General features: G+C 36.9%; 14 protein-coding genes and 1 pseudogene. 5 read left to right on the forward strand and 10 right to left on the reverse strand.

The window, feature by feature from the left end; genetic code table 11:
• Positions 1–92 precede the first annotated feature (92 nt).
• Positions 93–1,529 carry a nuclease-related domain-containing protein gene (locus tag B9L23_RS18020; protein WP_015865131.1) on the forward strand — a complete coding sequence of 479 codons (1,437 nt, stop codon included), beginning with the start codon at positions 93–95 and terminating at the stop codon, positions 1,527–1,529.
• 492 nt (positions 1,530–2,021) lie between these two features.
• On the opposite strand, the gene B9L23_RS18025 is transcribed toward B9L23_RS18020, so the two are convergent.
• From B9L23_RS18025 to B9L23_RS18040, 3 genes are all read right to left on the reverse strand, one after another.
• On the reverse strand, positions 2,022–2,405 hold the full coding sequence (locus B9L23_RS18025) for a hypothetical protein (protein WP_089098148.1): 384 nt from the start codon (positions 2,403–2,405) through the stop codon (positions 2,022–2,024).
• Positions 2,406–2,664: 259 nt separating this feature from the next.
• On the reverse strand, positions 2,665–4,497 hold the full coding sequence (locus B9L23_RS18030) for an Ig-like domain-containing domain (protein ID WP_089098149.1): 1,833 nt from the start codon (positions 4,495–4,497) through the stop codon (positions 2,665–2,667).
• Between the two features lie 210 nt (positions 4,498–4,707).
• Positions 4,708–5,490, reverse strand: a complete 783-nt coding sequence (locus tag B9L23_RS18040; protein WP_089098150.1) for a hypothetical protein — start codon at positions 5,488–5,490, stop codon at positions 4,708–4,710.
• A gap of 872 nt (positions 5,491–6,362) precedes the next feature.
• On the opposite strand from B9L23_RS18040, the gene B9L23_RS18045 reads away from it, so the two are divergent.
• Positions 6,363–7,331, forward strand: coding sequence for a hypothetical protein (locus B9L23_RS18045; RefSeq protein ID WP_015865136.1), 969 nt, complete (start codon positions 6,363–6,365; stop codon positions 7,329–7,331).
• A gap of 287 nt (positions 7,332–7,618) precedes the next feature.
• Here the strand turns inward: B9L23_RS18045 and B9L23_RS18050 are convergent.
• Positions 7,619–8,461, reverse strand: a pseudogene (locus tag B9L23_RS18050) (IS256 family transposase); the annotation flags it as partial.
• A 117-nt stretch (positions 8,462–8,578) separates the two neighbouring features.
• On the opposite strand from B9L23_RS18050, the gene B9L23_RS18055 reads away from it, so the two are divergent.
• The gene (locus B9L23_RS18055) at positions 8,579–9,778 is read left to right on the forward strand and encodes a DUF2726 domain-containing protein (RefSeq protein ID WP_089098151.1); all 1,200 of its coding nucleotides are present in this window, start codon (positions 8,579–8,581) and stop codon (positions 9,776–9,778) included.
• A 251-nt stretch (positions 9,779–10,029) separates the two neighbouring features.
• On the opposite strand, the gene B9L23_RS18060 is transcribed toward B9L23_RS18055, so the two are convergent.
• The 5 genes from B9L23_RS18060 to istA form a co-directional block, all read right to left on the reverse strand.
• Entirely contained in the window at positions 10,030–10,401 is a 372-nt protein-coding gene (locus tag B9L23_RS18060) for a type II toxin-antitoxin system RelE family toxin (protein ID WP_013399920.1), read from the reverse strand.
• A gap of 1 nt (position 10,402) precedes the next feature.
• Entirely contained in the window at positions 10,403–10,792 is a 390-nt protein-coding gene (locus B9L23_RS18065) for a hypothetical protein (protein WP_013399919.1), read from the reverse strand.
• Positions 10,793–10,960: 168 nt separating this feature from the next.
• Positions 10,961–11,866 (reverse strand): tyrosine-type recombinase/integrase, encoded by a 906-nt coding sequence (locus B9L23_RS18070; RefSeq protein WP_013876178.1) that lies wholly within the window; start codon positions 11,864–11,866, stop codon positions 10,961–10,963.
• A gap of 243 nt (positions 11,867–12,109) precedes the next feature.
• On the reverse strand, positions 12,110–12,829 hold the full coding sequence (istB, locus tag B9L23_RS18075; RefSeq protein WP_013399917.1) for an IS21-like element helper ATPase IstB: 720 nt from the start codon (positions 12,827–12,829) through the stop codon (positions 12,110–12,112).
• Complete coding sequence (istA, locus tag B9L23_RS18080) at positions 12,817–14,334, reverse strand: IS21 family transposase (RefSeq protein ID WP_089098152.1); 1,518 nt, start codon at positions 14,332–14,334, stop codon at positions 12,817–12,819. The genes istB and istA overlap by 13 nt, the downstream gene beginning before the upstream one ends.
• A 206-nt stretch (positions 14,335–14,540) precedes the next feature.
• On the opposite strand from istA, the gene B9L23_RS18085 reads away from it, so the two are divergent.
• Positions 14,541–14,912, forward strand: a complete 372-nt coding sequence (locus B9L23_RS18085; RefSeq protein WP_089098153.1) for a hypothetical protein — start codon at positions 14,541–14,543, stop codon at positions 14,910–14,912.
• A 243-nt stretch (positions 14,913–15,155) separates the two neighbouring features.
• Here the strand turns inward: B9L23_RS18085 and B9L23_RS21240 are convergent, their stop codons facing one another.
• Complete coding sequence (locus B9L23_RS21240) at positions 15,156–18,728, reverse strand: S-layer homology domain-containing protein (protein ID WP_245842456.1); 3,573 nt, start codon at positions 18,726–18,728, stop codon at positions 15,156–15,158.
• Positions 18,729–19,167: 439 nt separating this feature from the next.
• Here B9L23_RS21240 and B9L23_RS18095 point away from each other — a divergent pair, with 439 nt between their 5' ends.
• Positions 19,168–20,154, forward strand: a complete 987-nt coding sequence (locus B9L23_RS18095; protein ID WP_089098154.1) for a C40 family peptidase — start codon at positions 19,168–19,170, stop codon at positions 20,152–20,154.
• The last annotated feature ends 16 nt before the right edge of the window (positions 20,155–20,170 follow it).

The raw sequence follows: 20,170 nt of genomic DNA on the forward strand, positions 1-20,170 counted from the left end.
AAAATTATGCTGATATAATTAAAACAGGTATTTCCTATTCATAAAACTCATTTTCAATAAAACATCAAGAAATAGGAAGAGAGGGAGGAGTAATGTCTCACCAAGGTAGTGAAGGTAGTGGAGTGGGTGGTTGTATCGTTTTCTTAATCGCTTTGTACTTCGTTCTTGAGTTTTGGAAAGGGTTCCTTTTTATTCTTTCTTTTGTAATTATAGGTTTCATTGCATTTAAAATTTACAAAAAGAAAAGGCAACAAGCAAAAGAAAATTGGATCCCTAATAACATTCATAAAATCGAACCAAAGATAAAAGAGAAATTAAAAATAGCTGCTTCTTATGAGAAAGCTCTCATAGAAAATGAGCACTATCGCTCTGGTACTCCTTCAGCAGAACCTAGAGTATATCATACATTAGAAGAAAGAAAAGTATACTTAGAGACGGTGGAAGAAAAGCTTGTGGAAACCTTTAACCGTCTAGTTTTACCTAAGTTTCCTTACCTAGCTCCCGCAAAAAACCTATGGGATATCCAATATAATAGCTCACACTTCAATGATTTATTTTTCAATCTATGGAATGGTTTTAAACGAGCTTCAAACGAAGATATTGGCAAAAAGGCAGAGATAGAACTTTTTGAAAAATACGGTGTTCATCCTTTGTTTGCTGTAGAGGTTGCGAATTATGTTCAACCTAGATTTTCTCAATTTATAAATAGTATTACAGAATTAGACGATTCAAAAAATGTAATCAAAATAGAACAGAAAATCATTAATTCGGGGTTAGCTGGCGAAAAAAGATTGAAAGAAGAATTAGATTTGTATAGAGATGTGTTGACTACCTTATACAATGTGCGTATCGAAACAGAAGGTTCTTCTGTTGAATCAGATGCTATTGTTGCTTCAAATAAGGGTATATATATTATTGAAGCAAAAAACTTTTCCAGTTCTGGTAGTTATAGTATCCGTATCACCAAGGATGGTCAATGGTTAAAAGTATGGCCTAATGGTAATATGGAACCTATGAAAGATGTAGTTAGTCAAACAAATCGTCATGTTGCGTTAAAGCAACGTTTTATTAATAATGTTCTTCGTGAAAAAGGTGTGTTTACAGATTACGTATATATAAAATTTATCATTGTAATTGCAAATGATAATGTCATAATAGACAACGAAAGCGATATCCCAGTAATACGTGCTTCACAGGTTTACAATTATATTCAAAAACAACCTGATGTGTTGTCAAAAGAATTAGTATCAGAAATTATAGAAATTTTTAAAGAGCACACATTAGAAGCAAAGTCATTTCCACACCGAGCGTACGAACAAGAATTAGAAGAATGGTTGAATTTTGTGATTCCAGCTGCTGAATATTGTTCCAGAGCGGGATTAGCTCATAAAGCATTTATCGATCAAGTTATGACTTATAATAACAATTTACCTACGCAACTCTTGTATTATGGATACGATGACTTATCTTATCCTGTTACTGCAGATTTAGAAATAGCAAGAAAATTCGAAAATACGTTGACTATGTAATAAAGAAAAAGGCTTATGTCTTGTTTGAAGTAACCCAATAAGATAGTGCAAAACACCTCCTGAATCGAATGTATCACTCAATTCGATTTGTGGAGGTGTTTTTCATATGGGAACAAGATTTCATTATCTAGAAGAGATAAATGTAAATTAGCACATTATTTCAGATCTACTTTTTCAAATTATTTCCGTCCAAAATCTGAAATAGCGCACAAATCTTTGCGAATTATTTCAGATTTTGCACAGTATCTCAGATAGTTTGCAGATTCCTTTCATTCACATACATAACAAGCGAAGGAGAACTTCTGTTAGCCCCCCTCCTTAGTAAAGATGTTTCTCGGCCGCCATGCGGACAATTTCTCCATCTATAGCCATATACTTGTATGACTATTGATTATCACCATTGTTTTTTATCTTTCTCTTTTTTTCATTACATAAATAAAAAAGAAAAGTCCCGCAGAGATTTCTCTCCGCGAGACCCCTCATTGATTAACCTTAATCTAACGTTATATTAGCAACGTTCTTTCCACCGCGAACAGCCTGTACGTTTACTTTCATATTCTTATACTCTTCTTTTAGCTCTTTTGCGTATTTTTCAGCTAATTTCTTTGCATCCGCATCACTAACTTTCTTATCTAACACTAGCGTTCCTACTGCCATGCCGTTTTGTGTGTATACTTGACCGTTAAGAACGCCTTTTTCTTCTTTCGCTTTCTTCGTCAGTTCTTTGTTTTGTACTGGCTCACTTGTTTGTGTTTGTTCTTCTTTTGCCGTTGTTTCTTCCTTCTTTGGTTCATTCGCTTTCTTTTCTTCGTTTGCTGAGCAACCAACTGCCAGCAACAACACTAGGAATAGGCTGGTCCATATCTTTAACTTCATTATTTATACACTCCCATCATCATCTTACTCCATTATTATGAAATTCATAAACATAAAATTATACCTAAACAAAAAGGGACTAGTAGAGATTGTTCTCTACTATACTCTTTTCAATACTCGTTTGACAAATTTAGAAACGTGACAGGTACGTGATCCAAAAGAGAAGAGCCCTGCAGAGATTTCTCTCTACAGGGCATCTTCTTCAAAATTACCTTATCCCTTAAATCGGAAAAGGTATGACCCTATTTCCTGCCTAAAATTATGGTTGTTGTGGTCGGTTTGTTGTTTCAATCTTGACACCACTGAAGTCTAGTACGTACTCAGCTGTGTTAATTACTTTTCCAGTATTGTCTTTAAATACTAATTTATAAGTAGTGACACTATTAGGTCTTAACACCCAAGTTCCACTTGCATTCTTTTCAGCAAAGTAAGTAGCTACTTTGACATAGCCATTGGTAACATCCAACCATTGATTGTCTTGGTTAGTTGCTGTCCATGCGTAAGAACCATCTTTATATAAATCTACTGTAGCTGTACCTGTTGGTGTTTTAATATAGTTAACGAAAGCAGCCTTGTTACCACCCGGTTCATTAGCTAAATCTGCTGTAAAGTCATCCTGATACATTGTTCCTGTCACAGTTAATTTATTTGTAGTGACAGCACCAGCTAACATATTGAGTGGAGTCACACCAATTTCATGATTTCCATCAATAAGGGTCGACCCAGCTGGTAAACCAGTTGTTAATAAGTCAGATGATGTTAAGTCCATTGAAGCAGCTTTTACAGGTGTGTATATAATATTCGCATTACCTTTTAATACATTACCAGCTACATCAGCTACATCTCCAACGACTTTTACGTTGAATGTTTCAAGAATATCAGCTGCTCCACCTTCTACTAATTTTAACGTTACAACATTATTATCTGTTTGAACGTCTGAGATTGTATACCCCGGTACTTCAAAGTCCTCAATAGACACAGATCCAGCTTTCAAGTTCTCAGTAAAGGTAATTTTGATTGTATCAGCTTTACCATTTCCTGTTGCATCTAATACATCAATAACCGGATTGTCTCCATTGAATTTCACTTCAGGAGCTACACCATCTTTAACACTATTTCCATTAATCAAAGTAATATTTGCTCTTAAAGTACCACCATAAAGTGAAGTAGTTTTAGTTGTAACGTTTTTCACTGCTACTGCTGGTTTTGTGTCAGTATTCCAAGCATCATCTTTACCAACTTGAAGTGTTACTACAGAACCGTAAGTACCATCAGAAACCACTTTGTTTTCAAAGTTTGCATACTCTACAGGTTTATTATTAACTGTAAAGTCATCAGCTGAAATCGATTTAAGTGGCGTTCCCAGCTCAAACTGAATTGTACGTTTGTCTAAAGTTTTAGCAGAGTCAGCTACTACAGTCGTAGCATCGATAACACTAGCTGAACCGGACAATGTAACATTGTTATATACTTTAGATTTATTACCAGCTAAGTCTTGTACTTGACCGACGATTAAACCATCGATTAATGAGCTGATGTCATTTCCATTCTTATCTTTGATGATGTTTGGCAACTTGATTGTTACACTTGCGTTATTACCACCTAAAGAAATAGTCGCATCAGATGGTAACGGAAGTTCGTTACCGCCGTAAGTTAATGTGTATTTAGATTTATCAAGTACAGAAGTTCCGTCCACTGGCTCACTAAAGAAAACAGTGATTGTACGCTCTGTTCTGTCATATACACCTGTGCCAGAAACAGTTGGAGCAGTTGTATCAGGCACTACAAACGTATTTGTATATTTGTCCATTTCATTAGGAACAACAGCTTTATCTTTTACGCCAGAAACTTCGATATTATATTGTTGACCTTCTTTCAGTGCTGAACCAAATGTAATGGTCACTTTGTTCTCTTCTGCATTATAAGAAAGCGTATAATCAGTTACAGCTTTACCATCTTTGTCTGTAATTTTGTAGTTAGAACGATTGTCAGCACCTGTTACATCTTCACTAAAAGTAATTTGAATGTTTTTGCTGTCAACAAACTTAAACTCAGTTACAGTTGGTTTAGTAACGTCAGCAACTATATAGATTCAGATTAATTTTCCGACATAACTATCTGTCCAATGCGTTGGAGCACTTTTTCTGGAAATTGAGTGAGATGCTCCAAGAACGAAACAATCGATTCCCGCAACTCTTTTCGATTGGCATTCGTTTGTAATTTGTAATCCTTTTTTCCTCATTCTTCTTCCGCTCCTTTGATTTACTCATTTAGGAGCAGTATAGACAAGGATGCAGGTTGATTAAACATGTCGGAATTTCAAACTGGATTTATATACATTTGCAGTTGTAGAAAGGACTACACTGTTTTTATTACCATAGTTATCAACTGCAGCCTCTTTTGATACTAAGATTTTAGTAGCTCCAACTGGTAATGGATTTTTGAATGTAACTTTAAATTGAGTATTGTTAGAACCAGCTACAGGTACAACACTTACTGCTTGATAATCTGCAGTTTCAGCAGTGTGATAGACTTTATTGCCTAGATCGCTAGGAGAAACTGGCTCATTGAAAGTAAGAATTACTTCAGTTTGAGATTTAGCCTCTGCTTTTACTAATGTAGGAGCTTCTTTATCTTCAACTGTGTTGAACTTAAGGTCTGTTTTAGCCACTTTTAGTCCAGCGAAGTCTTTTACAACCTCAGATCCTTCTGGATTCACTGTTAAAGTATGTTCACCAACTGCTAAAGTACCAGTGCTTAACACCACTGAATTAGATGCAGCATCTACAGATTTAACTGTTGCTGAATATTTACCACCATCAATTAAGAAACCACCACTTGTTCCAACTGTTACATCTACTGGCTCACTGAAGAATACTTGAACTTCTTTTGGACCAATTTGTTTGACGCTTTCTACCGTTGGAATTGTAAGGTCAAGGAATGTAATGTCTGTTTTATATTGTTCAATTTTACGACCATCAACATCTTTAATGTTTTGCACAACAACTTCTTTTTTAGTTTGTTGCTGTGTAATTGCAGTACCAAGTGTAACTGTTACTGTTTTTCCATCTTCACTTAATTTCACTTGGTCACTATCAGTTAAAGGACTTCCACCGAATGTGTAGTTCGCTTTATCTTCAGCAGTTTTCTTATCAACAGGCTTGTTGAATTTTACAACAAATTGTTTAAGGTTAATCGCACTTACACTTTATCAAAATTAATATTTTTCCAATATGAATAGTTATAATTAAATTAATACTTTGATACATACAGTTTTTTGCTAAGTTGAATAATTGCATATAATCATTTGGTCCGTAAATATATTGATAAAAGTAAGCTTTGTAATCCTTGTACAAATTTCTAAAAAAAGAACCGGACTTTTTATCAGACTCCGTAAAATAAACTACCACTCGATTTGTCCTAATTATTTCTCTATTTTGCTCAAACTTTCGAATATAATATTTGCTCAATCCTTTTTCTGGTCAAGTCTTCTGTCTTATTATCAATATTTTCCTCATTTTAAAATTAGATATAAAATATCCTTACAATACATTGGAGTTCTGTACAAAATCTTATTGACTTAATTGGTATTTCAAATAATTTAACATCGGAGTCTTAATATTTTAATAGGAAAAAGCAACATCGTTTGCAAACCAGTTTCTTCCTTAGTAAAGCGTAATTTTCGAATTATTCTTTATTTCACTTAACAATTCGTTTTGATATCCGATATTTAATATGGTGAAAAAAGTCGTATTGTCCTACCGCGTCTCGTCCAAACGGAATACCCTGTCGACGATCCGGGCCATCGTTAATGTCCCGCAAAAGCTACTGCCCATCCCGGATGACCTGACATTCGTCGTCGAAAGCAATTCGATTTACCGTTCGCAACACTTTTTTGCCCAGTACGTCCACTCAAGCAACCGCGTCGAACATAAAGGACATTAGGAGGGAATAACCATGAAAATTGATCTCGGGTATATAGGAGCAATAGCTGCTCGAAATAGTGCCAAAATGCCATCCATACATGAAATCAAAAATCCATTAGCCGGAAAGCAAGTGGAAGTCATCAGAAATGGACAAGCCTATAAACTCACCATTTCGGATGAAATCAAACAGGTTCAAGACATGATGGCCATGACGGTAGAAGAGTTTTTTCAAAAAGATATTAATGTACAAAACGCAGACCCTTCCGATATTTTTTCGTATCGGCCACAGGATCAATGGCTAGTGTTTAGTCAATATTTACATGAATCCAAATACTTTGATTCTCTAAACGACGAAGAATTGAAGAAAATAGAATCCATCTTACAACACATAACGGATGGAATGGATAGTTTAGCGAAATATACAGGGATTAACCTTTTTGGAATTAAGAAACAACAGCCGAACTCTTATGAAGCCCATCTTGAATTGGCTTCTTCAACAGCTGCACTTCAACACTTCAGCGATACGTTTTTAAGCGGTGATGTAAAAACCGGATTCGATCAACTGATCCAAGATTATGTTCGTCACAATACGAAAAAAGCAATGAATTATAAATCTGTAGAGGAAATATTTATAGCAGCACGAGCCAAAATCAGACCATTGAATGCTCCGCTGACATACCAACAAAGCCGCGAGCTGTCCATGACGAATAAACTTGGAAAAACTGTTTATACAGATGAAGAAATCGAATCGATCATCCAAAATTATCAAGAAATGTTTAAGAGCATTCAAAATGAAGAAGATTTGTCCGCGGTGCTAGTTAAAGCGAAAGAACAACTGCTTTCGTTTGTCACGAAAGGGATCTCACCAAAGGATATAGATTACCAATTGGCAAGAGATTTTGTTGCAGAGCGTGCCGATGACACAATTAAACGAATCGAGAATTATTGGAAAATGATATGGCAAGGAAAACAATTGTTAAATAATGATGTTCAGAGATAACCAATGCCGGCTATCTCTTTTTTTATAAAAACCTCTTATCATATTAAGATTTTCAAAGTACCATATTTAAGACTTTAACCAAACATGCAATCTTTAAAACGACAACAGGAGTGAGAGTATATGGGATTATCGGTACTGTCAAGAATTTTGTGTAATGCAAGATAGGGTATCTCTGAAATGGATTTGGAATAGATAGGGGACTCGTTTCCTCCACACATAAGACTGAATATTAAGTACCCTTTGTAGAAAGGGAGAATCCCTTTATCATATATATTTACATTATTTGGTTAATTGTAACGTTCTTCAAACATTCGTTGGAGGGCTTCCTGCGCTTCGGTAAATCCTCGCAACTTTCACCCTGCCCATTTCTCATTAAAGTTCTGGATGGTCAAATACACGACTTTTTTCGCAGCCTCTAAACTCCTCAAACTGTTCATCGGCTTTAGACGTTTCCAAATCTCCTTGATGGTTCGTTCGATCGCATTCATCGTGTAAATCACACTTCGAATACTGCTTGGATATTTCATAAAGGTGAGGAGGACATCCAACTCATTGGCCCAAGACTGAACTTCTTTTGGATATTTGCCGGACCATTTCGACTGAAACTGTTGAAACATTTGTAACGCCCATTCCTTATTTGGTGCGCGATAAATCAGCTTGAAATCTTCTGCTGCTTCGAATTGATCTTTTTTTCGAACACGATGTAAGGTATTACGTACTTTGTGAACTATACAGCGTTGCACATCAGCTTTCGGATAAAACGCCCGAAAGGCTTCCTCCAGCCCCGGTAGTCCATCAAATACGCCCAGAAGCATTTCCTTGACGCCTCTTTGGTAAAGGTGTTGCAGAAATTCCTGCCATCCATAGGCGCTTTCCTGTCCTCCCACAAAGAAATCAAGAATTTCGCGATATCCTTCTTCATTCACTCCTAACACCACATAAATGACTTCTTTCTCCACGGTATCGCGGCGAAGTTTCACATACAAGCCGTCCAAATATAAGACCGAATAACGCTTGAGCAGAGGGCGATTATGCCATTTCTCGATGTCTTCCTTCACAACATCGGTCATACGGCTGATCGTTGTAGGAGAATAGGCATTGCCTAAAATTCGTTCAATAAACTTGCCAATTAGAGCAATTTTATAAAAATTTTAATGCCTATACGTATAACTTCACTCTACGAGTCAATAATAAAAGTAAATCATCTGATAAAGATGACAAACTTACCGTGGAAGTAGGTGAAGTAGATGAAAAAAGGTAAAAAAACTAATCATCAATTTCTTGAAGAACTTTTTCAGGTTTGGGGGAATGAGTTTGAACCACTTGAGGAATATAAGGGGTATGATCAGCCAATAAAGGTTCGGCATAAACAATGCGGAAGAATTCTTGATAAAACCCCAAAAAACTTGATCACTTTAAAACTTGGATGTAGAATATGTAAAAATAAAGAGAATGGGAAAAAGAGAAGAAAGAACCACGATTGGTTTGTTAATGAGGTAAAGAAACTTGTTGGTAATGAATATCAAGTAAGGAGCGAATATACAAGAAGTAAAGACCCTATAAAAATGTATCATACAGTTTGTAACGAAGAATTTACTACTACTCCTGATGCATTTCTTGGTTCGAGAAATGGTGATGGAAAAAAGGGAAACAGATGTCCAAAATGTTCAGGAAAATGGAAACGTGATACAGAAGCCTTTAAGCAGGAAGTTTATAAAATGTATGGAGATGAATTTGAAGTAATCGGGGAATATAAGGGCCGCCATGAAAATATTAAGATTTTACATAAAGTCTGCAACAATTATTTATATCCACGACCTCGCCACTTTTTAGATGGAAACTCATATTGCCAATATTGCAGTAAAAAGAAAAAAAAAGATACGCAACGTTTTAAAGAACAAGTATATGAATTAGTTGGAGATGAATATATCGTACTTGGTGAATATGTCGATGCCAAAACACCCATTCCGTTATACCACAAAAAATGTAAAACAGTGTACCGTGTAACTCCGGATAATTTCTTACGCGGAAAACGCTGCGGCCTATGTACTGATATCCATAACTCAAAAGGATATAAAGCCATCTATAACTTATTATTTGCAAATCAACTTCCATTCGATACACAATATAGGGATGAAAATTGCAGAAATATTAAGCCACTCCCTTTTGATTTTGTACTGTATAACAATTGGAGGCTGGATAAAATCATCGCCTTCATTGAGTTTGATGGAGAACAGCATGACAAACCATCTAATTTGTTTGGGGGAGAAGAAGGGTTTAAGGAAAGACAAAAAAATGACCAAATTAAAAATGACTTCGCAAAAGAGAAAGGAATCCCCCTCATTCGGATAAAGTATAAGGACTTAAATAATATTGAATCGGTCTTACAAGAAGAATTGAAAAAAATTAATATATACATCGATATCAATAAAACAAACGTTATCTAAAAGAAAATAACTGTTCCTTTAATTATTCGTGGTACTACCTGTAATTCCCACTTTCGATGCATTTACAAATATTTTGGGTTCATGGAAAGAAAGTAAAGAATTCATTTATGACTCACATAGGAATAGAATGATTAATGATTAAAAGCCAGTCTTAATTGACCGGCTTTTAACATTTAACCATGTATAAGATACATTTCCCCAAAATATTTTGATTAACATTTCATAGAAAACTTGAATCTTAAAGTCTGTATCTAATCCATTTCCATGAAGAATTTTTGTAAACGTTCAGCAGCCATTCGATATGCCTTTTTCTTATCACGAGGGCCTATTGCAATTATTTCCATTCTTATCGGCTGTCCTTCAACCGGGCGATAAATAATTCTAATATTTAGTGACTTTGACTTAATCTTTGCAAAACCATGCAAGTCCCCATGTAACGATTCAGCAACTCCATCCGGCTTAAATAGGGGACCTTGCTTTGCCCTTCTTAAAATTTCTAATAAAACGGTTTGTCTATGTCCTTTATTAATCGCTTTAATATCTTGCTTTACATCCTCAACAAACCTCAGTTCAACATTATATTTTTCTAAAATAAGCTCCTGCAAATCTTCAAGTGTTTTCACATCAATCTTCCTCTAATAATTTCATTAATTCGTTTACATTAATATCTGCTTCATCAAAAATATCTGATAAAGTTTGATTTACAGGTTTATTCTTACGTGCATATGCCTCTTCCATAACAATTTGATCAAGTGCTTCTTCTACAACTTCTTTTATTTGAAGCAGTTGCTCAAAATAATCTATATCGATGACTACAGCCAGTGCATCTTTCTTTTTTGCATTTTGAATAACAAATACTTCATCTGAGACTCCATTTGAAAAACGATCAAGTATTTCTGATAATTTTTTTGTTCTAGAAATATCCGTAACACTTAAAACATTAGTTTTCAAAAAATTCAATGTGTTTGTATTGGCAATAGGATATTGTTCTTTTGTCAATGTATGAACACCCACTTTCCATCCTCCTTTCTTTAGTATATGCATTATTATCTATATTATACACATAATTTTACACAAAAAACAACACATTTATTTATGACCTATATTCCATTTGTTAATACATTAATTCTTCGCATTCCTAACATATTTTTGTTATTACCTAAAGTACAGATTTCAAAAACATTACACCTTCCTTAATGCCTCAATCTGCTCTTCTTGTGATGATTCCAAATATATAGCTGTTGTCTGAATACTTTCATGCCGGGCCAACCTTCTTATAAGTTCAATCGGAGTTCCAGCATTAGCTAAGTTCTTGCAAAAGCTGTGACGGAAACGATGGGGAGTGATGTGGTCCATATTGGCCAGCTCTGCATATTTGTTCAACATCTTTTGTATTCCCCGCTCAGTAAAAAATGGGGAACGTTCGGAAACAAACAACCGCGGCGAGGATTTATGTATGTCCTTATCTAAGCCTTTCCGGTACTTTAGCCATTTACGTAAATTTTTGGCGTGTTTTTGAACCAGTATTACAGTGGCAAACTTATTCCCCTTGCCTTCCCGAATGATCACTTGAACATCTTTATCTTTTGTTATAATGTCGTTTATTTCTAATGAAGAAACCTCATTTACCCGCAGTCCTGAATAAAGCATTAAATCGATAATGGCTAAATTTCGCAGCCGTTTGAATTCATTTGGCTCCAATTGTACATAACTAATGAAGCGGTCTTGTTCTTCTTTTGTCAGCCATTTTGTTTGATTTGCCCCATTAGCATAATCCAGTTTTTCGACTTTGATGCGTGTCATCGGGTTGTCCTTAATGATCCCGCTGGAAAGCAAAAAGGCAAAGAAGACTTTCAATGCAGCGATGTATTTATTAATGGTCGCCGGTTTCCGTTTGCACTGATGTTTTAAGTAGCTTATATATTCCTTAATATCGATTGGACGAGTTTCTTCTATTATATATTCTCCATCCCGCTGCTCTTTCCATGTTAAAAAATGAACGACCGTTGTCCGGTACGACGCAATGGTTTTTTCATCTTTCGCTTCTTCATATAAATAGCCAATAAACGGAGTGACATAGTTCTGCATAACAAGCTCTCCTTCAAAAAAATTATGCGAACAATCTAATCCGTCGTTCTTGATAATTATGCGAACAAAAATAAAACCATTTTAAACTTGTTGTTCCTAGAATCGTATTTCTACGACCAATTATTATGTATAAATCAGGAGGAATCATCCCCCTGATATCATTGACTTAGTATGTTTTTGGCAAGTAGAAAATGTATGAAATGGCAATTAAAAATGCATACATACACTTGCCAAATTCCATGGTTAACGTTGAGAGATTGAGTCTTTGTATCGGTGACTTTCACCATTGAAGATGATTAAATGAGAATGATGAATCAGCCGATCAATGACGGCCTCTGTTAAAATGGGATCGCCAAAGACATTATTCCATTGGCTAAAAGGTAAATTGGTTGTCACAATGATGCTTTTGGTTTCATAACACATGGAAATAACTTGAAATAATAACTCTGCCCCCTGTTTATGCAATGGAATATAGCCCAATTCATCAAGAATCAAGAGATCCAACTTTTCGATTTGATTGAGAAATTTACCAAGGTCACCTTTTTCATTGGCCTCCAATAAAGCATTGACAATGGAGGCGGCCGTATAGAACTTCACTCTTTTTCCTTGTTTTTTCATCAAATTGAGGGCGATGAGAGTGGAAAGGAATGTTTTACCGGTTCCCACTCCGCCATAGAAGATAAGGTTTTCCTGATTTTTCGTAAACTCACCTTCTAAAATATAATCTTTTGTGATGCCTGGGGCTAGTTGAATCTCCCGCCAATCATAAGGTTTATTTGGAATTTTCGGCAATGTCGCCTGTTTTAGTAGTAAATTTATCCTTCTCTCATCTCGATGCTGCACTTCTCGTTCAAACAGCTTCAGTAAAAATTCCTCATTTGTTTCCGCATGGATGGTATGGTAATTGGCTGGAATCCAGCTTAATTTTAGTCTTTTGGCATATTCCTTAATCATTTGTTCCATGATGCCACATCTCCTTGGGATTCGAATAGGCGGTCATAATGCCTTGCTCCTCGGATGGCTTCCGGCATATCTGGAACGTGTTTTTTCGGTTGAATTGGCTCTCGTATACCTCTTCCATTGATTAATTGATAAAATACCTGTTTAATCGATTCTACTTTCGGATGACCATACTGGGAGGCAATCCTCAAAGCCTGTGTCGAAACTTCGAAATCATGTTCTTTTAGTAAAACAGCTAGTAGTTGTAATGCTTCCTTCTTTTCTTGAACGGTACAATTGGAAAAATAATTTTTCCATTCTTCCGGCATCTTTTCATAGAAATCCGTATATTTTAATGCATTTGGCCTTTTGGCCATTAACGTAAGATATGGTTGCCATTTCATTGATTTTTGTTTTGTGCCATATAAACGCTCGTGCTTGATAATCAGCTCATGCTCTTCTGTTAAAATGGCAATCTCATGATAAGAGATCTTTGCCAAAACCTTTTGTTTGGCAAAACGGGGAGACGTGGAATATAAATTGTTTTCTAAATGGATGAAACCGTACTTATCAGCCGTGACCTGCTCATATCGGACACATTCAAATTCTTTGGCTGGCAATTGAAGAAATAACGCTTGTTCTTCTTCAAATAATTCAGCGATGAGTCGCTCCTTCTCATAATGCGGACGATTCCAGTCCTTCTCACATTTCTCCCATAAAGATTCATTAAAACTTTCTAGTTGATAGATTGTTTGTTCAGGTAAAAAGAAATTGTTTCGAATATATTTCACCTTTGATTCGACATTCCCTTTTTCATTTCCGCTGGCTGGGTTGCAGAACTCGCATTCAAAGCCATAATGTAAAACGAATCGTTGAAATGTCTCTGTCAATTCTCTTTCTCCGTTTGGCAAGATCGTTTTTACTGCAGGGGAGAGATTATCAAAACGAATGACCCTTGGAACCCTTCCCATATAGTGAAAGATTCGTTTTAATCCTTCCAAGAAACATTCTTGATTTTGAGCTGGCATGACTTGCACATAGGCCGCATTACTGTAAGGGAATGAAACGACCAGGTAAGGAAAATCGACGTATTTCCCCTGATAGAGAAAAGGAGCTTCTCCAAAATCAACTTGAGCCGTTGCAGGTTTCGATTCTAAAGGTAACGCAGCTGGTTCACTTTGTTCGAGCAGTTCTTGTTTTCTTTTTGATACATAGAGCCGAACAGAACGATCTGAACCTGTAAATCCATATTCTTCTTTTAAGATTTCATACATTCGTTTCGCAGTTCTTCGATATTTTTTCTTCTTTGTCAAGTCCTCTTTAATCCATTGATCCAATATCGGTTTCACTGGATCCATCACTTTCGCTTTTCTCGTTTGTTTAACTTTTGAGGGATTGAAGTCTTCCATTTCCGCATACTTCTTCACTGTTCTTGGATCACGATTCATTCTTTTGGCAATATCGGAATAGGAACATCCTTTTTGGTTTGCTTCATATCTGATATAATGAATTTCAGCCACTGCTAACATCTCCTTGAATACCTCCCGTTGAACTGTTTTGTCCAACTAGGAGGGTAGTGTATTTGGGGAATGTTGGCAAGTGGTTTTTTGTTTTATAGGACCTGCATAAATTAATTGCCAAACGTTACATTTTTAGTTTGCCATAAACAATCAAGCCATTGAGTTCCTGAAAAATAAATATGACTATGACGAGGAAGATTTAGAGGACATCGAGCTTGAAAATTCATTGGAAAGGCGAAGGACTTTATTGCTTTCGGGGGCTGGGCTTTATCACAGAATATTGCGTAGAGTATATTACCGAGATTTTTGAAAATGAAACAGGGGTAGATTATCGTATTTTTCTTGGCGATGAGAAAGTGATTGAACAAACGAAACAGGAATTATTAAATAGACATAATTTTGTTTATGCGGTTTATGTAGTTTACGGTTTTAATAACGTATCATTAGTAGAAGTCGTATATAGCAATGATCCAATTGATAAAGAAGATGAAAACTGGTTAGGTTATAGCATTCAGGAAATAAGAGAAATGGATAACCAAGAGTTTTATCAGTTTCTAAAGGATTACGAACGTCTACTTTTAATCTAAAGGTTATGAACGTCTACTTTTAACACTTTAGCATAAACCTTTAGTTTTGTGTTGTTGCTTTACTTTCTGATTTATTAGCTGTTTATTCAAGATAAGGGCAAGAACAAGGATTCTTGCTCTTTTTTCTTTATTTTATAAAAAAGGAAGACAAAAGAAAAGCCCCGCAGAGATTTCTCTCCGCGAGACCTTTCATCATTATTCGGACCGTCTCAGACAGTGATGGATACCCAACCTACAAAATTATTAGTTTTGACCTTGAGTTTCGTCGTTTTGATCTTGAGGTTCGATTTTAACAGTAACCTCTTTAGTAGCTTCTTTACCATCTTTAGTAAAGCTTAATACGATTACAGCTGTATTATCAGTAGCACCATTAGCAGCTTGTTTAGCTAATTTTAGAACTCCATCAGTAAGAGTTAAATACTTACCTTTATCTTCTTTAATTGATTTAACAGCAACAGTTACACCATCGTTTTTTATTTGATCTTTTTTCAATTTTTGTACAACTGCAGTAATATTTTCATCAGCTTTGGTAGTTTTAGGAATTGTCACTTCAGATTCATATTTAGCAGCTTCATCATCAACTACTTTTTGTGCAGCAGCTTGAGCTGATGAATAAGAATAATCTGATGTAGCTGTTACTTTAACCGGTGCTGCAGTTAAAGTACCTGCAGATACTACTACGTTAAACACAGAGTCTTTTGGAATTTCAGTTACTTTAGCAGACGCAGTACCATTGTTTACAAATACCAATTCGCCATCTACTTTATTGAATGTCAACGTGCTTACAAATTTAGTTCCATCAGGAAATTCATTGTTAGATCCAGTCAATACAACTCGTACGCCATATTGGTCCGTTACGACAATATCAGCAACATCTCCAGCTAAAACAGAGAAGTCAAATGGAGCATTTACCTTAGCCGCATCATAAGAAACATTTTCGAGTGCAGCAACTGTTTTACCAGCAGCTAAATCAGTAGCCTTACCATTAGCCACAACTTCTAGTTTTGTTACTTTTGGAGTTTCTTTAGAAATTGTCACTTCTTGTGTAAGTTTTTCACCAGTAGCATTGATTGTAACTGTTAATGGAAGTTTAATTTCTGTTTCATCTTTTCCGTATGTGAATGCTTTATCAACATCGATTTTTCCATCAGCAACATCAGCATTTAATTTAGCATTTGTAGACGAAACAGTGTAGTCAACTCCATGTTCTAGCTTTACTTTGCTTCCATCATCAAGCACACCATATACTTCAACTACTTTATCATATGCATCATTATCAGTTTTACCAGCAGCTACTTCATCATACACAGTGCCGACAGGTTTCACTTCGTATGATTTATACTCTGTGCCATCTGTTACACGGAAGGTAACTGATTTTTCGCTGCCTGTAAGTACCTCATTTTTAACTTCATCTTTGATTGAAATTGTAACTTTTTCTGTACCTTTAGCAATTGGAACAATTTTGTTCCCATTTATAATGTTAACTGCACCTTCACCGTCTTTCGGTTTTTCATCTGTGATTACTAAAGAGTATTTAGGTGTTTCACCAGTAAAGTATTTTGCTTTTTGGTCGGCTGACATTTCGCGCTCATATTGGTCAATAATCTTCACATTATCTACAGAAAGTGTTTGAGCAGGTGAACCTGTAAGAACTGTTGTCTTAATGTCAGATGTTACACCTTCAACCCGCACAGGTTTTGCTTCTGCTTTAACTTGAATGTTTGCAATAGTAGATTTTCCAGTAGAAGATACTGCTACTAAAGAAATGTATCCTTCTTTAACATTTTCAGCAGGAACTTCTACGCCAATTTTTCCATCTACTTTTTTAACTTTCGCATCTGTAACACCAGATACTTTAATACCTCTTGTTGCATCGTTTAGAACTTTTTCATCTGTAACAAGATTACCTTCTTTATCAAGAACTTGGATTGGCACAAATAGTTTTTCATTAGCTACAACTAAATCTGGAACTTCAAAAGTTACTGTATCAGTACGTTGACTTTCTGCTACTTTCACTTTAAATGTAGCATTTTTACCGCTCGCAGTAGAGATCAGCATAACAGTCGTTTCGCCGGCTGTAACTGGACCATTTAGTCTCAATGCTGTTACATCTTTTCCATTTACTTTAATTGTTTCAAAATCAGTTGCTACCTTAGCAATTAAAGGATTCGTGTTATTAATCAGTACAGCATTGGAAGCATCAAGAGCAGCTTCATCTACTACATTACCATATTGATCTTTACCTTCTACCAATAAGTAGAATGCATCTTTAGAAAGATCAGTTGTTTCAGTTAGAGCCTTACCATCTTTGTTGTAAAGACCAGTAATAGCAATTTCAGAAACTTGTGCTTTTGGTGATACTTTTACCGTTGCTGAAGCTGATTTTCCAGTAGCGGCATGCACAAGTGTTAAAACAATTGAATCTCCTTCTTTAACACTCTCTTCTTTAACAGGTATAGTAACTACACCTTTTGAAGGATTTGCATTGCCGTTAACTACTGTACCAGCTGCAGTTGCTGTTAACGCAGTTGTAGCTGTGATATCTTCACCGTATTGGTTCTCTACTTTATAACCAACAGTGACCTTTTTACCATCTTTATCTAAAACTGCATTTTCACTTAAAATTTTTACAGTTTCAACTCTTTCATTTTCAACAGTTGTAGTAGCTGTTAAAGCTTGATCAGTTAAGCCAGTAACGTTCACAGTGTACTCGCCAGCTGTTAATTTTCCTGTTAGTTCAATAACGGCTGCAGTTTTTTCATTATTAAATGTGATGGTTTCAGTATTAACTTTTACAGAACCTTTTTTCACTTCAAATGTAGCTTTTGTTGTGTCAACAGCTTTGTTGAATTTAACTTCTAACTTTTTAGCACCAATCGCACTTACACTTTCAACTTTAGGAGTTACAACAGGCACTTCTACTTTTGCTTTGTCAGTAGTTTTGCCTTTGTACGAAACAGTGTAAGTTTTGCCTTCTTCTAATTTCGTTTTTGTTTTGATGACAACAACCGTTGTTTTGCCTTCAGCAGATGCTGCCGCTTTGATAGAAACAGAGTCGATTTCAACACCTTCGATTGCGAAGTCTTCTTTTTTCACTTCTTTTAATTCGCCGTTGAATGTTACTTCTAACGTGTTTTCATCAACGAATTTTACTGCAGTGATGTCATCTGCTGTAACTACAGAAACATCCAACGCGCGTTTTACAAACGAAGCAAATGCTGCACGAGTAACGCTGTCTTTTGGTCTGTATTCAGTAACAACCGTTACTCCGTTTGCTTCTAATGTTTGGATGTAGTCACGGAATGACGGATCAGCTTTGTCTAAGTCAGTGATTTTGGATTTGAAATCTGCTGGGCGTGTTAAATCAAATGCTTCAACAAGCACTTTCGCCATTTGCTCACGAGTGATGTTTTGAGCAGGGTTTAATTTACCTTGGCTGCCTGTCATAACGCCAGCAGCTTTCACGATTGCCGCTGCTTTAACTAATTCTTGGTCTTTTGCGTCAAGCGGCACATCGTCGAATACTTGTTCGATTTTGTCAGGCGCTTTAAAGCCTTGGTCTGTCAAGATACGCGCGAAAATTTTTGCTACTTGGCCGCGGGTGATGCTTTGGTATGGTTTGAACGTGCCATCTGTAAACCCTTTAATGTAACCTAATTCCACTAAAGCGTTGATGTTCGCTGCGTGAGAATCGTTCGGATTTACGTCACTGAACGATGCAGCGTTGGCTACAACTGGACCTACCGCTGTTGCAACTAATGCAGCAGATACAGAACCAGCCAAAAATTTGCGGTAAGACTTTGGTTGGTAAGCCATCTGTATTATTTCCTCCCCTTTTTATGGTGTAACTGATGAATTTATCATATAAGAAACTAAATTTAAGAGACATGCTGTATGTACACTTTTCCCATAACCCTCTTAAATTTAGCTACTAAACAATTACTAGTATAGTTTTTTATAGGCATCTTGTCAATGTATTCCTGCCGATTTATTTCTATGAAACAGAAACAAAATTCTCTTCCTAGCTAATATTCTACTAAAAATAACATATCGTGCAAGAGTTTTTTTCAAATCATGCGCCTTCGTTTCAACAAGATTACTATATGCGATGCTGGCAGACGGTATGACTGAAAATTTGTTACAAAATTGTAATGTTTCCGAGAAGAAACTGTAACGTTTCAGAAAAAATGATTATGATACACTAGCGATAGTGACAAAATTCGTACAATTTCGCCCGAGTAAAGGAGATGAGAAAATGCGCAGGCAATTGGTCCTGGCTCTGTTGCTCGGCGGGAGCGTTTTCGCGGCAGGCGCTCGCGCCGAGCAAGCAGAAGCGAGCGTGAACTACGACCACATCGTTCCGGCGGCAAAGCAGTACATCGGCGTCCCATACCGGTGGGGCGGCACGACGGTTAAGGGATTCGACTGCTCGGGATTCATCCGGCATGTCTACCAGTCGATCGGCATTGATACGCCAAGGACGGCGGCCGATATGTACCGGATGGGCAAACGTGTCGACAAAAGCGCTTTGCGCGTCGGTGATCTCGTCTTTTTCAATACGAGCGGAAAAGGAGTTTCCCATGCGGGAATATACATAGGAAACAACCGGTTTATTCATTCTTCTTCTTCCAAAGGTGTGACGATTTCATCACTGAATGATTCATATTGGAAAAAAACATATATCGGGGCAAAGCGGGTGCTAGCGTACCGCTTGGCGCCAGGGCAGTTTCAAGATGTTTCCCCGTCCCATTGGGCGTTCGATGAGGTGCGCACCCTGTCGGAACAAGAGCTTGTCATCGGATATGAAGACAGCTACTTTAAGCCGGACGAGCCGATTACCCGCGCGGAAGTCGCCGCGTATTTGGCAGAGTATCTGGATTTGAATTTGTCTGACCGCTCGGTCCCGTTTAATGATGTGCCGGACGGCTACTGGGCGCTTGGAGCGATTCGGGCGGTGCAAAAACAAGGGATTATGAACGGAAGCAACGGAAAATTTCATCCGGAAGACACGTTGACGCGCGCGCAGCTGGCCGCGGTACTGACGAGAGCATTTCGCTTACAGCCGCCAGCTGCGGCAAAATCATTTACCGATGTGCCGCCAAGCTTTTGGGCGTTTCGCGACATTCAAGCACTGGCGGCAGCAGGAATTGCGACGGGGCGCGAGGATGGCTCGTTTGGCCCAAACGATCCCGTCACGCGCGTGCAATTCGCCGCCTTTTTGTACCGCGCTATGCATCAGTAGCACAAAAAGCCGCAAG

The organism is Parageobacillus galactosidasius (genome assembly GCF_002217735.1).
GTDB classification, from domain to species: domain Bacteria; phylum Bacillota; class Bacilli; order Bacillales; family Anoxybacillaceae; genus Parageobacillus_B; species Parageobacillus_B toebii.